The 12,787-nt window shown below is 70.8% G+C and carries 13 protein-coding genes; 8 read left to right on the top strand and 5 right to left on the bottom strand.

The annotated features are described in order from the left end of the window. Nucleotides 1–23 precede the first annotated feature (23 nt). The 4 genes from ACYQ1K_RS07540 (at nucleotide 24) to ACYQ1K_RS07525 (ending at nucleotide 3,226) form a co-directional block, all read left to right on the top strand. Nucleotides 24–641, top strand: coding sequence for a TMEM175 family protein (locus ACYQ1K_RS07540; RefSeq protein ID WP_459982215.1), 618 nt, complete (start codon nucleotides 24–26; stop codon nucleotides 639–641). Further along, a complete protein-coding gene (locus ACYQ1K_RS07535; protein ID WP_459982214.1) occupies nucleotides 638–1,429 on the top strand; it encodes an alpha/beta fold hydrolase in 792 nt (263 codons plus the stop codon). The genes ACYQ1K_RS07540 and ACYQ1K_RS07535 overlap by 4 nt, the downstream gene beginning before the upstream one ends. A 185-nt stretch (nucleotides 1,430–1,614) precedes the next feature. Continuing rightward, on the top strand, nucleotides 1,615–2,124 hold the full coding sequence (locus ACYQ1K_RS07530) for a SigE family RNA polymerase sigma factor (protein ID WP_459982213.1): 510 nt from the start codon (nucleotides 1,615–1,617) through the stop codon (nucleotides 2,122–2,124). After that, nucleotides 2,117–3,226 carry a hypothetical protein gene (locus ACYQ1K_RS07525; protein ID WP_459982212.1) on the top strand — a complete coding sequence of 370 codons (1,110 nt, stop codon included), beginning with the start codon at nucleotides 2,117–2,119 and terminating at the stop codon, nucleotides 3,224–3,226. Before ACYQ1K_RS07530 ends, ACYQ1K_RS07525 begins: the two co-directional genes overlap by 8 nt. A gap of 7 nt (nucleotides 3,227–3,233) precedes the next feature. Here the strand turns inward: ACYQ1K_RS07525 and ACYQ1K_RS07520 are convergent, their stop codons facing one another. After that, nucleotides 3,234–3,770: a CGNR zinc finger domain-containing protein gene (locus tag ACYQ1K_RS07520; RefSeq protein WP_459982211.1), complete on the bottom strand. Its 537-nt coding sequence runs from the start codon at nucleotides 3,768–3,770 to the stop codon at nucleotides 3,234–3,236. Nucleotides 3,771–3,808: 38 nt separating this feature from the next. Here ACYQ1K_RS07520 and ACYQ1K_RS07515 point away from each other — a divergent pair, with 38 nt between their 5' ends. After that, a complete protein-coding gene (locus ACYQ1K_RS07515) occupies nucleotides 3,809–4,762 on the top strand; it encodes an EamA family transporter (protein ID WP_459982210.1) in 954 nt (317 codons plus the stop codon). Here ACYQ1K_RS07515 and ACYQ1K_RS07510 read toward each other — a convergent pair. From ACYQ1K_RS07510 to mce, 4 genes are all read right to left on the bottom strand, one after another. After that, a complete protein-coding gene (locus ACYQ1K_RS07510; RefSeq protein WP_459982209.1) occupies nucleotides 4,755–5,912 on the bottom strand; it encodes an AI-2E family transporter in 1,158 nt (385 codons plus the stop codon). The two genes, ACYQ1K_RS07515 and ACYQ1K_RS07510, sit on opposite strands and share 8 nt — an antisense overlap. Then, nucleotides 5,909–7,231 (bottom strand): hypothetical protein, encoded by a 1,323-nt coding sequence (locus ACYQ1K_RS07505; RefSeq protein ID WP_459982208.1) that lies wholly within the window; start codon nucleotides 7,229–7,231, stop codon nucleotides 5,909–5,911. Before ACYQ1K_RS07505 ends, ACYQ1K_RS07510 begins: the two co-directional genes overlap by 4 nt. 160 nt (nucleotides 7,232–7,391) lie before the next feature. Continuing rightward, on the bottom strand, nucleotides 7,392–8,732 hold the full coding sequence (gene ccrA, locus ACYQ1K_RS07500) for a crotonyl-CoA carboxylase/reductase (protein ID WP_459982207.1): 1,341 nt from the start codon (nucleotides 8,730–8,732) through the stop codon (nucleotides 7,392–7,394). A 178-nt stretch (nucleotides 8,733–8,910) separates the two neighbouring features. Then, nucleotides 8,911–9,357, bottom strand: a complete 447-nt coding sequence (gene mce / locus ACYQ1K_RS07495; protein WP_459982206.1) for a methylmalonyl-CoA epimerase — start codon at nucleotides 9,355–9,357, stop codon at nucleotides 8,911–8,913. Between the two features lie 182 nt (nucleotides 9,358–9,539). Here mce and ACYQ1K_RS07490 point away from each other — a divergent pair, with 182 nt between their 5' ends. The 3 genes from ACYQ1K_RS07490 (at nucleotide 9,540) to ACYQ1K_RS07480 (ending at nucleotide 12,782) form a co-directional block, all read left to right on the top strand. After that, nucleotides 9,540–10,730: an acetyl-CoA C-acetyltransferase gene (locus ACYQ1K_RS07490; RefSeq protein ID WP_459982205.1), complete on the top strand. Its 1,191-nt coding sequence runs from the start codon at nucleotides 9,540–9,542 to the stop codon at nucleotides 10,728–10,730. 10 nt (nucleotides 10,731–10,740) lie between these two features. Beyond that, nucleotides 10,741–11,727, top strand: coding sequence for a methylmalonyl Co-A mutase-associated GTPase MeaB (gene meaB / locus ACYQ1K_RS07485; RefSeq protein ID WP_459982433.1), 987 nt, complete (start codon nucleotides 10,741–10,743; stop codon nucleotides 11,725–11,727). 101 nt (nucleotides 11,728–11,828) lie between these two features. After that, nucleotides 11,829–12,782 carry a co-chaperone YbbN gene (locus tag ACYQ1K_RS07480; RefSeq protein ID WP_459982204.1) on the top strand — a complete coding sequence of 318 codons (954 nt, stop codon included), beginning with the start codon at nucleotides 11,829–11,831 and terminating at the stop codon, nucleotides 12,780–12,782. Nucleotides 12,783–12,787 lie beyond the last annotated feature (5 nt).

Raw genomic sequence — 12,787 nt, 5'->3', positions numbered from 1 at the left:
CGCCGACTGCCAGAATCCGGGGCATGAAGAGCGCACGACTGGAGGCCTTCAGTGACGGCGTCCTCGCCATCATCATCACGATCATGGTGCTGGAGCTGCACACCCCCGAGCACGACACGCTTCGCGGGCTGTGGGACTCCACCGGACTGGGCCTGCTCACCTACCTGCTGAGCTTCGTCTACGTCGGCATCTACTGGAGCAACCACCACCACCTGTTCCAAGTGGTGGGGCACGTGGACGGCACGGTGCTGTGGGCGAACCTCCATCTCCTGTTCTGGCTCTCCCTCTACCCCTTCACCACCAAGTGGATGGACGAGTCCGATCTCGCGCGGACACCGACGATCGTCTACGGCGTCAACCTGTTCATGAGCGCGGTGGCGTACTCGATCCTCGTCGTCGCCATCCGGCGACTGCCCACCAGTGCTCACCTCGACGAGGTGTTCGGCGCCGACTACAAGGGCAAGCTGTCGATCGTGTTCTACGCCCTCGGGATCGGTCTGTGCTTCATCCAGCCCTGGATCGGCGTCATCCCCTTCGTCGTCGTCGCACTCATGTGGCTCGTGCCGGACCGCCGCGTGGAGCGCTGGCTGCAGGAGCGCGACGAGATGCCACGGCCCGGATCGGGCGGGGCGAGCGCATGAGCGACCTCAACGTCCTGCGGCTCGGCGAGCAGGGGTCGCACGTGGTCTTCCTGCACGGGCTCTTCGGCCAGGGGCGCAACTGGATGACCGTCGCCAAGGCGCTCGCTGACACCCACCAGGTGACGCTGGTCGATCTGCCCGACCACGGTCGATCGGCTTGGACCGCGCACATCGACTACCGCGAGATGGCGGCGAGGGTGGCCGCGCTCCTGGAGGCCGAGGGACCGGCCACGGTGGTCGGCCACTCGATGGGCGGCAAGGTCGCGATGGTGCTGGCCCTCACCCGGCCCGACCTCGTCGAGCGGCTCGTGGTGGCCGACATGTCGCCCGTCGACTACGGCGACGAGGCGACGGCGACCGGCGGCGTGCTGTCCTACGCGCGGATCCTGCTCGACCTCGACCTCGCCCAGGTGCATCGGCGCGAGGACGCCGACCGGTTGCTGGCGCCTCAGGTGCCCGACCCGACGGTCCGCTCCTTCCTCCTCCAGAACCTCCGCCGCGACGGCGACGGGTGGCGCTGGGCGGCCAACCTGGAGGCGATCGTGCGCGACGGGGCGACGCTGTCCGGATGGCCGGCCGAGGACCTCGCGGACCTCCCGCCCTACGCCGGTCGGGTGCTGTGGCTGGCCGGTGAGCTGTCGAGCTACGTCCAGCCGGCCTACGACGAGGCGATGCGCCGCTGGTTCCCGCACTACCGCAAGGTGACCTTCAAGGGCACGGGACACTGGCTGCACTCGGAGAAGCCGGACCTCTTCCTGGCAGCCGTGACGCGCTTCCTCGGCGACTGATTTGCGCCTCCGCTGGCGCTTCGGCGCGTGCCGCGGGGCCTGTAGGCCTCGCCTTCCCTCCGTCCACTCGGTCGTTCCTCCCTCGCTCCCGTCAGTCCAGGCAAGGCCGCCCCCGCGGCGAGAAACCCCAGCCTTACTTGCCACAAAAGCTCCCGGGTCGGCGTCTGTCATGCGTGGATGTGTCCGTGAGCGACGTGAGACCGGGGACGGCCGGAGGGTTCGATGCCTGGGCGAGTGCCCGGGTGCCGGCCCTCCTGCGGTTCGCGTACGTCGTCACCGGCAGCCAGACGGAGGCCGAGGATGCCGTCCAGGCGGCGCTCGAGCGTGCGCTCTCCCGTTGGGACCGGATCACGCGCGCCGAGGATCCCGACGCCTACGTGCGACGGATGGTGGTGAACGCGCACGTCTCGCTCTGGCGTCGCGCGGCGCGGCACGAGTCGCCGGTCGCGCTCGTCTCGCTCAGCGAGGGAACGGACCCGGCCGAGCAGGTGACGACGAGCCAGGCCGTTCGGCGCGTCTGTGCGGGCCTCCCACCGCGGCAGCGGGTCGCGGTGGCGCTGCGGTTCTACGAGGACCGCGACTATGCCGAGATCGCCGCCGTGCTCGGCTGCTCGGAGGCGACCGCGCGGTCCTACGTCCACCGGGCACTGCAGGTGCTGAGGCGCGAGCTCGGAGAGGAGCAGTCGGATGGATGACCTCGAGCAGGGCCTCAGGGCCGCGCTCATGGAGCTGGCCGACGAGGTCGACGCCGGTCCGGACGTCGTTCGCCACGTGGTCGAGCGCGCTCGATCCGGCGCCCGGAGACGACGCCGGTCCGCCGTGGTCGCGGTGGCGTGCGTCGCGGCCGCGGTCGCCGTCGTGGGCGGGTCGACGGTCGCGCTGCAGAGCCGACACCGCGACCACACAGCGGCGCCCTCCACGCCGAGCCTGAGCCCGCCCTCGGTCGCTCCGTCGATGCCCGGCGGCTACCGCCTCGAGCTCTGGCACGACGTGGGCGTCTACGTCCCGGCGATGTGGGGGTGGGGCTCAGCGCCGGTGATCGGGCAGGCCGACGCCGTCATCCTGTGCGGCGGCGCCCAGGTCGTGCAGGCCGACGGCAGTCGGCGCATCCAGCAGTCGCTGCCCTATGTCGGCCGGCCGGTCGAGCTGTCGAGCCACTGCGACTCACACTGGCATGACGAGCGGCCGACCGCGCCCTACGTGTGGCTCGGGGGCGACGTGCGGCCAGGGACGGTGGACCTCGGGGGCGGGTGGGTGCGCCAGACCATCGACGTCGGCGGTGTGGCGGTCTCCGTGGCGACCGACGACAGCGCGTTGCGTCAGTCGATCCTGGCCTCCGCGCACCGGATCTCGGGCCAGTGCGACCCCCGGCTGGACAACCCTCCCACGCCCGCCGGGACAACGGATCCCGATTTCGTGCCGGTCTCGATGACGGTGTGCGCGTATGCCCCGTCGAGCACGCGGCTGGACTACGACCTCCTCGACACCGAGGAGCTGTCGATGGGGCCGGCGAAGTATCTCGTCGCCGCGGTCGACCAGGCGCGTCATCTGGGCTCGGCCAGCTGCTTCTCCGCCAGTGGCGGGGAGTGGGCACTGCTGCGGCTGCGGGGGAGCGGCGGGAGCTTCCGCGACTACGTCGTGGACATGTCCTGCCCGAGCATCGCGGACCCGACGGGGACCCAGCACGTGCTCGATGCGGAGACCGTGACCCCATGGGCGGTCGGCGGCGTGAATGCCGTCCTCCACGCCAACCCGCTCGTCGACGCTCCGGGCAGGTTCATCCCGCCGCTGAGGTGAGGAGCGGTCAGTGGGTCGCCTGCCGCGCACGATAGGCGGCGACCGCGTTGCGGTTCCCGCACGCAGTCGAGCAGAACCGCTTCGACCGGTTGCGGGAGAGGTCGAGCACGAGGTCCTCGCAGTCCTCGTCGGCGCACGTGCTGAGCCGGGACAGCTCCCCTTCACGAATGACGTCGACCATCGCCATGGCGGTCTCGACGGCGACTCGCGTCGCGAGCGGGGCGTCGTCGGGCGCGGCATGGATGTGCCAGTCGAGGGGCGGGTGACGCACGAGACGGGGGACCGCCCGGTGCTCGGCGAGGAGCTCGTTGACGAGGCCGACGGCCGTCTCGAGGTCGGCGGTGAGCAGCACCCGCAGGCGTGGCCGGAGGGCGCGTAGGTCCTCGAGCTCCGCCTGGGTGCGGTCGTGGCGACCGGTGTAGCCGTGCCGGTCGAAGAACGCGGCCAGGTCCTCGACCGAGCCCAGGACGGCAGACGTGCCGGGTGCGTTCACCAGCGCGACGGCCGCCTGGAGAGCCATCTCGGTGTCATGGGCGAAAACCACATTGACACATTACACCCGCCTCCGTACTGTCATGAGTCATGAGCACGTTGACCCATGATCGACCCACGCAGGCCACCGCGCCTCGTGCGTCAGCGGGCATCGTCCTGGCGATCGCGGCGGCGCTCACCTTCGGACTCTCAGGCTCCTTCGCCAGCGCGCTGTTCGCGACCGGCTGGACGCCGGGCACGACGGCGCTGGTCCGCTCCGCCATCGGTGCCTGCGTCGCGCTGCCCTTCGGCCTCACGGCGATGCGCGGCCGGTGGCACCTGCTGCCCGGGAGCCTCGGCCTGCTGACGGCGTACGGGCTGCTGGCGGTGACCGGGGCACAGTTCTGCTACTTCATGGCGGTGGAGCGCATGGAGGTCGGGCCGGCGCTGCTGATCGAGTACACCTCCCCGGCCGCCGTCGTCGCCTGGCTCTGGCTCCGGCGGGGGCAGCGGCCCGGACCGGTCACGGTCCTGGGCGCGGTGCTGGCGGCTGCCGGGCTGACCCTGGTGCTCGACCTGGTGGGCGGGACGAGCCTGAACGCTGCGGGAGTGGCCTGGGCGCTGCTGGCGATGACCGGCGCCGCGACCTACTTCCTGGTCAACGCCGACCACTCCCGGGGTCTCCCGCCCGTCGCCCTCGCGGCAGGCGGGCTGCTCTTCGGCACGGCGGTGATGGCGCTGCTCGCGCTCGTCCACGTCCTGCCGATGGGTGCCAGCAGCGCGGACGTGGTGCTCGCGGGGCACGCGACACCGTGGTGGATGCCCGTCGTCCTGCTCGGGGTCGTGACCTCCGGTGTCGCCTACCTCACCGGTGTCGCCGCCGGCCGCGTGCTCGGCGCACGGCTCGCCGCCTTCATCGCACTCTTCGAGGTGGTGGCGGGCGTCGGCTTCGCGTGGGTCTTCGTCGACCAGCTCCCGACCGCCATCCAGCTGGTCGGCGGCCTCCTCATCCTCGCCGGCGTCATCGCGGTGAAGCTCGGCGAGCGCGAGATCCGGGTCAGCTGACGTCCTGCTGGCGCACGAAGATCTCCCGTGTCAGCATCAGCACCGCCGCCGCCGTCGGGATGGCGAGCAGTGCCCCGACCACGCCGAGCAGGCTCGCCCCGACGAGCGCGGCGATGACCGTGACGACGCCCGGCACGTCGACCGACCTGCTCATCACGCGCGGGTAGATCAGATAGTTCTCCACCTGCTGGTAGGCGATGTAGAAGATCACGCAGATGACGCCGATCTTCGGGTCGGTGGCGAAGCCGATGGCGCACACGATGATCGCGCCGATCGTCGCGCCGATCATGGGGATGACGTCGAGGAGCGCCACGACGAACGCGAGGGCGACCGCGTACTGGCCCATCCCGACGGCGAAGAGAAAGATCAGCGACGAGATGCCGGCGCACATCGCCACGATGAAGGCTCCCGACACATATCCGCCGACGCCCTCGATCACGCGGTCGCCGAGCTTGCTGACCCGCTCGCGCCGCGAGGCCGGAGCGAGTCGGTAGAGCGCCCTCTTGGCCTGGTCGAGCCCGGCGAGGAAGTACAGGGTCATCACCGTCACCACGAAGGCGTTGGCCAAGGCGCCCAGCACGGCCAGGCCGACGCCGACCGCGCCGCCGAAGAGGCCGCTGACGAAGTCGCCGTTGGTGACGTAGGCCTTGACCTTGTCGATGACGTGATAGTCCCTGTCCAGCTGCTGGACGCGCCGATTGGTCTGAAGCGAGTCGAGCCAGTCGGGAGCGTTGTTGCTGATCGCCTTGACCTGGTCGGTGAGGACCGGCACGAAGGCGACGACGAACAGTGCCAGTGCGACCACGACGATCAGGATCACGGTCAGCACGGCGAACGACCGTCGCATGCCGCGCCGCTCGAAGAAGTGCACCGACGGGTTGAGCCCTGCGGCGATGAAGAACGCCACGAGGATCTCGACCAGGACACCGCGCACCGACCACACGGCGCGGCCGGCGGCGTACGCCGTCAGCAGGCCCAGGCCGCCGAGGAAGCCGACGAGGTACGGCGCCCGCCGGGAGAGCCGAGGCCCCGGGGTGCCGAGGTCGTCCTCGCCGTGGTGCTCGGGACTCAGCGGCTCGCGGTCCTCATGGCCGGCATCGCCGGTCTCGCTCTCGTCCGCGGCGAGCGCTCGCTCGTCGGCCTCGGTCACTCGCTGTCCTTGTCTCCGGTCTTCGCGCCCGCCTTGTTGCCAGCCTTCGAGGCCGGCGCCGTGCCGGCCTTCGCGCTGTTCGTCTGCGCGGCATCGGTACCCGCGTCGGGCTCATCGGAGTCCTCGTCGTGCGTGAACCGGGCGACGAGGTCGTTGAGGGAGGAGAGCTGGGCCGTGATGGCGTCACGACGCCTGCTCATCCGGTCGACCTCGGCCGTGATGCGGGCGAGCGACTGCTCGGCCTCCTGCCCCGCCGTGGAGGTGAGCTGCTCGGCCTGGGTGCGGGCCACGGAGATGATCTGCTCGGCCTCTCGTCGCGAGCGGGCCAGCAGCGCCTCGGAGTCGCTCTGCGCCTGCTGGCGAAGCTCGGTCACGGAGGCGTTCGCAGTGCGGGCGCGGTCCTCGGCGGCGGCGGCGCGAGCCTCGGCCTCCTCGACGAGGCGGCGGGTCTCGGCGAGCTTGCTGGCGTGGAAGTCGGTCGCCTCGCGTGCCAGACGCTCCTTCTCCACCGCGAGCATCCTGCGAGCCTCCTGCACCTCGCGGTCCGCGCCGGCACGCGCCTGCTCGACCTCGCGCTGTGCCTGGGTGCGCATCTCCGTCGTCTCCTGCTCAGCGGCGAGGCGCAGCTGCGCCGCCTCGCGCTTCGCAGCGGCGACCAGGTCGTCGGCCTCCGCGCGAGCGTGGGTGCGCTGCAGCTCGGCGTCCGTCACGAGCCGAGCCCGGTGATCCTCGAGCTCCTTGAGCTGCTCGGCGCGGGACTGGTCCATCTCCTGCGTCGCCTCGAGCTTGATCGCCTTGGCATCGCGCCGTGCCTGCTCGCGGATGTCCAGGGCGTCCTTCTCCGCGGCGGCGCGGATCTCGGCCGCCTCCTCCTCGGCCAGACGGAGCATCGCGCTGGCCCGGCCGCCCAGCCCGGCGTACGACGGGGTCTGGCTCTCGGCGAGCTGGTCGTCGGCGGCCTTGAGCCGGTCCTCGAGCTCGCGGATCCGCTGCTGAGCGGCCGCGAGGCTGCTCGCGAGCCCGGCGCTCTCCTGCGCGTGCTGCTTGAGCCGAGCGTCGACGGCGGCCGGGTCGTACCCACCCCGGCGGACCACCGGCAAGGGCGCCGACGCAGCACGCGCCGGCGGTGCGGCCTGCGCGGGAGGCACGGTCGGTGCGCCCCCGGGCGACGGCGCAGCAGCGGGGGAGGGCGTGGCCGGCACCCGTGGCATGACGCGCGTGTCGTCGGACTGCTCGGCCGGAGCGTTCCGCTTCGCGGCCTGCTCAGGCTCCTCGTCGAAGATCGACAGACCCTGTTCGCTCATGCCCTGTTCGCTCATGACGCGGCTTCCTCTTCCCCAAGTCGTCGGTGGTGCTCCGCTGACCTCACGCGGACCCTCCCCATCCTTGCGGATGGAAGGGTCCCACAAAACCAGAAGGGCCACAGCGTCCGCTGTGACCCTTCTGCTACGGCGTGTCGTCAGACGCTTCGGCCGGCCCTCAGACGCCGCGGAAGCGGTTGATGGCGTCCAGGTGCTGGGCGCGCATCTCGTGGTCGAGGACGCCGAGTCCCTCCTCGGGAGCGAGGGCGAGGACGCCGACCTTGCCCTGGTGCTTGTTCTGGTGGACGTCGAGGGAGGCCTGACCGACCTCGTCGAGGGTGTAGGTGCGCGAGAGGGTGGGGTGGATCTTGCCCTTGGCGATGAGGCGGTTGGCCTCCCAGGACTCGCGGTAGTTGGCGAAGTGGGAGGAGATGATGCGCTTGAGGTTCATCCACAGGTAGCGGTTGTCGTACTCGTGCATGTAGCCAGTGGTGGAGGCGCAGGTGGTGATGGTGCCGCCCTTGCGGGTGACGTAGACGGAGGCGCCGAAGGTCTCGCGGCCGGGGTGCTCGAAGACGATGTCGATGTCCTCGCCGCCGGTCAGCTCGCGGATGGCCTTGCCGAGGCGCTGCCACTCCTTGGGGTTCTGGACGGTGTTGTCCTCGTTCCAGAACTTGAAGTCCATCTCGGAGCGGTTGATGACCAGCTCGGCGCCCATCGACCGGACGATGTTCGCCTTCTCCTCGTTGGAGACCACGCAGACCGGGGTGGCGCCGCCGTTGAGGGCGTACTGGGTGGCGAAGCCACCCAGGCCACCGGAGGCGCCCCAGATCAGGACGTTGTCGCCCTGCTTCATCGCCCCGCCGTTCTTGGACACGAGCTGACGGTAGGCGGTGCAGTTGACCAGGCCGGGGGAGGCGGCCTCCTCCCAGGTGAGGTGCTCGGGCTTGGGCATCAGCTGGTTGGCCTTGACCAGGGCGATCTCGGCCAGGCCGCCGAAGTTGGTCTCGAAGCCCCAGATCCGCTGCTCGTTGTCGAGCATGGTGTCGTTGTGCCCGTCCGGGGACTCCAGCTCCACGCTCAGGCAGTGGGCCACGACCCGGTCGCCCGGCTTCCACTTCGTCACGCCCGCGCCGGTGGCCAGCACGACGCCGGACAGGTCCGAGCCGACGACGTGGTAGGGCAGGTCGTGGCGCTTGGTCAGCGCCGAGAGCCGGCCGTAGCGCTCGAGGAACCCGAAGGTGGAGACCGGCTCGAAGATCGACGTCCACACCGTGTTGTAGTTGATCGCGCTCGCCATCACCGCGACGAACGCCTCGCCCGGGCCGAGCTCAGGAAGCGCCACGTCCTCGACATGCAGGGACTTGCGGGGGTCCTTCTCCTTGGTCTCGAGCCCCTCGAACATGTCGACCTCGTCCTTGTGGACGGTCGCGGCGCGGTAGTGGTCGGGGATCTCCAGGGCGGCGAAATCCTCAGCCGGCGTGTCTCCGGCGAGGATGGCGTCCAAAATGTGCTGCACGAGACTCTCCTGCGTTCGCTCAGGTCGTGTGATGAAGGATCAGGGGGCTCTGGTCGCGACGGTCCATACCCCTGGGTTTCGCGGCACAGTACTGATGGGTAACACCCCTGCCCAGCCTGTGTGCCGTTTGTCTCAGTTGCCTGCCCGCCTCATGGTCCGGGCCGTGGCGTCCTGCGGCTCAGTGCGCGGTCGCGGCGGGCTCGACGAGCTCGACCAGCACGCCGCCGGCGTCCTTCGGGTGGACGAAGTTGATGCGACTGTCCGAGGTCCCGCGCCGGGGCGCGTCGTAGAGAAGGCGCACACCGCGCTCGCGCAGGATGGCGCTCGCCCTCTCGACGTCGGTGACGCGGTAGGCGAGCTGCTGGAGGCCGGGGCCGTTGCGGTCGAGGAACTTCGCGATCGTCGACTCGGGCGAGAGCGGGGCAAGCAGCTGGATGCAGGAGCCGGAGTCGCCGACCGCCATCATCGCCTCCGCCACCCCCTGCTCCTCGTTCACCTCACGGTGGGCGAGGCGCATGCCGAAGGTCGACTCGTAGAAGGCGATGGCCTCGTCCAGGTCGGCGACGGCCACACCGACGTGGTCGATGGTGGTGAACAGGTGCTCGGGCAGGTCGAGGGACGTCATGGGGCCATGGTGGTGCGTGGCCTGCCAGCGGGACAGAATGTGTGACGAGTGCTACACGATGCCGGCCGGCGACCCCCTCCCGCTCGCGGCTACCCGTAGGTAGGTTGGCGGTGCTGTCGATCGCGTTCGTGAACGTCGTACCCACCGGCAGGCACACCGCTGCCGTTGATTTGGAGGCTCGCATGTCCGGAACTGTCATCGTCGCGGGGGCTCGCACCCCGATCGGTCGCCTGAGCGGGGGTCTGAAGGACCTGTCCGCCTCCGACCTCGGAGGCATCGCGATCAAGGGTGCGCTGGAGAAGGCCGGGGTCACCGGTGACCAGGTCGACTACGTCATCATGGGCCAGGTCATCCAGGCCGGGGCCGGTCAGAACCCGGCCCGCCTGGCTGGCGTCAACGCCGGCATCCCGATGAGCGTCCCGTCGATCACCATCAACAAGGTGTGCCTCTCCGGGCTCAACGCGATCGCCCTGGCCGACCAGCTCATCCGCGCCGGCGAGTGCGAGATCGTGGTCGCCGGCGGGATGGAGTCGATGACCAACGCCCCGCACTTCCTGCCGAAGTCGCGCGAGGGCATCAAGTTCGGCGACGTGAAGCTGGTCGACTCGATGGCCTACGACGCCCTCTTCGACCAGTTCACCTCCCAGGCGATGGGTCTGCTGACCGAGGAGTGCAACGCGGCGGCGCAGAACCTGACCCGCGAGGAGCAGGACACGTTCGCGGCCCAGTCGCACCAGAAGGCCGCGCTGGCGTGGAAGAACGGCGTCTTCGACGCCGAGGTCGTGCCGGTCTCGATCCCGCAGCGCAAGGGCGACCCGGTGGTGATCTCCACCGACGAGGGCGTGCGCGGTGAGACGACCGTGGAGTCGCTCGGCAAGCTGCGTCCGGCGTTCAGCAAGGAGGGCACGATCACGGCCGGCTCGGCCTCGCAGATCTCCGACGGCGCTGCCGCGGTGGTCGTGATGAGCAAGGCGAAGGCGGAGGAGCTGGGCTTGGAGTGGCTCGCCGAGATCGGCGCGCACGGCCAGGTCGCTGGTCCGGACTCGACGCTGCAGCTGCAGCCCGCCGCCGCGACCGCGAAGGCGTGCGAGAAGGAGGGCATCAGCCCGGCCGACCTGGACCTCGTCGAGTTCAACGAGGCGTTCGCCGCGGTCGGCATCTCCTCGGCTCGTGAGCTGGGCCTGGACGAGTCGAAGGTCAACGTCAACGGCGGCGCGATCGCGCTGGGTCACCCGGTCGGCATGTCCGGCACGAGGGTGGTGCTGCACCTCGCGCTCGAGCTCAAGCGCCGCGGGGGCGGTGTCGGCGCGGCCGCGCTGTGTGGCGGCGGCGGTCAGGGTGACGCGCTGATCGTGCGCGTGCCCGCCAGCTGAGGCTGGCGCTATCAGCAGAGTGCGACGTACCGATCGGGTCGCCGACCTGGTGCAGACCGCCCGAGGAGGACCGGACCTCCCCGGCTCCGCCCGGGCGGTCGCCCGTCTCATCAGCCTGGTCGAGGAGGCGCCGGCGACCGGGGGCGAGGCGCTGCGCGAGGTGATGGCCGCGCTGGCGCCGTACGCCGGCCGGGCGAGTGTCGTCGGCATCACCGGATCTCCGGGTGTCGGGAAGTCGACGACCACCAACGCCCTGGTCGCCCAGCTGCGCTCGGCCGGGCGACGCGTGGGCGTGCTGGCGGTCGACCCGTCCTCGCCGTTCTCCGGAGGGGCGCTCCTCGGCGACCGGGTGCGGATGTCGGACCATGCCACCGACAGCGGCGTCTTCATCCGGTCGATGGCGTCGCGAGGACACCTCGGCGGCCTCGCCTGGACGACGCCCCAGGCGCTGCGGGTGCTCGACGCGGCAGGCTTCGACGTCGTCATCATCGAGACCGTCGGCGTCGGGCAGTCGGAGGTCGAGATCGCCGCGCTGGCCGACACCACGGTCGTGCTGCTGGCCCCCGGGATGGGCGACGGCATCCAGGCGGCCAAGGCCGGCATCCTGGAGATCGGCGACCTCTTCGTGATCAACAAGGCCGACCGCGACGGCGCCGACGCGGTGCGACGCGACCTGCGCGGGATGCTCGCGTTGACCGAACGCCACGAGACCGCCTGGAAGCCGCCCATTCTCACGACCGTCGCCCAGTCCCACACCGGCCTGGCCGAGGTGGTGACGGTGATCGATGAGCACCACGATTGGCTGGTGGCGACGGGCGAGCTGGGGCGTCGTCGTGCCCGCCGAGCACGCGAGGAGATCGAGGCGATCGCGCTCGACGCGCTGCGGGCGCGCTGGGGCGAGGTCGGCGCCTCGGGTCAGCTCGACGCGCTCGCGGCGGCCGTGGCGGCGGGCGAGTGCGATCCCTATGCGGCCGCCGATCAGCTGATCGGGTCCTAGTCCGCGACGTCATACGCGCTGGCTGCCAGAGCAGTCGCAGCGTATGACGTCCCGGCTGCCCACCGGACGACGCTGTGCCGGTCGACCCTAGGATTGGCGCCATGACGCAGCAGCCGTTCTCCCGTCCCGGTGCGATCGACCTCTCCGGCCTGAGCCGGACAGGCGCGCCCGCTGCGCCCGGCGGTGCGCCCGGCGGGCCCGGCGCCCCCACCTCGTCGGTGGCGACCGGGTCCTACACCGTCGACGTCGACGAGCAGGCCTTCCAAGGCATCCTCGAGTCCTCGATGACCGCGCCGGTCGTGCTGGTCTTCTACTCGCCGACCCGCTCGCCCGAGAGCGCCACACTGGCAAGCGACGTCAGCACGATCGTCGAGGAGTACGACGGGCGGTTCCTGGCCGGACTCGTCGACATCGATGCGCACCCTCAGATCGCGCAGGCCATGCAGATCCCGCAGGTGCCGTTGATGTATGTGATCCTCGACGGCCGTCCGGCGACCCAGCCGATCCCGGGCGCCCCGCCGCTCGACGAGCTGCGCACCTTCTTCAACCAGCTCGGGCAGCAGCTGACCGTCCAAGGGATCACCGGCCGGCACCAGCCGCGCCGGGCCGCCGCGGTGACCGACGAGGACGGCGAGCCGATGCTCGACCCGCGCTACGCACCCGCCCAGGACGCCCTGGAGGCCGGCGACATCGACCGGGCGGTGGCGGAGTACCAGAAGCTGGTCGACGCGAACCCCGCCGACGCCGAGGCCGCCGCCGGTCTCGCCATGGCGAAGGTCCTCCAGCGGACGCAGGGCGTCGACCTCAACACCGCCCGGGCAGCCGCCGCCGCCAGCCCCGACGACGTCGCCGCCCAGATCATGGTCGCCGACCTCGACCTTCTCGGCGGACACGTCGAGGACTCGTTCGCGCGGCTGGTGGAGCTGATCCGGCGTACGGCGGGCGATGAGCGCAACGCCGTCCGCGAGCACCTGATCGGCCTCTTCGCGGCCGTCGGCAACGACGACCCCCGGGTGCTGAAGGGCCGCCAGGCGCTCGCGTCGGCGCTCTTCTGAACCGC

The organism is Nocardioides sp. AN3, assembly GCF_054653495.1.
Note: the sequence above shows the minus strand (reverse complement) of the source record. Positions and strands in the feature narration are given on the sequence as shown.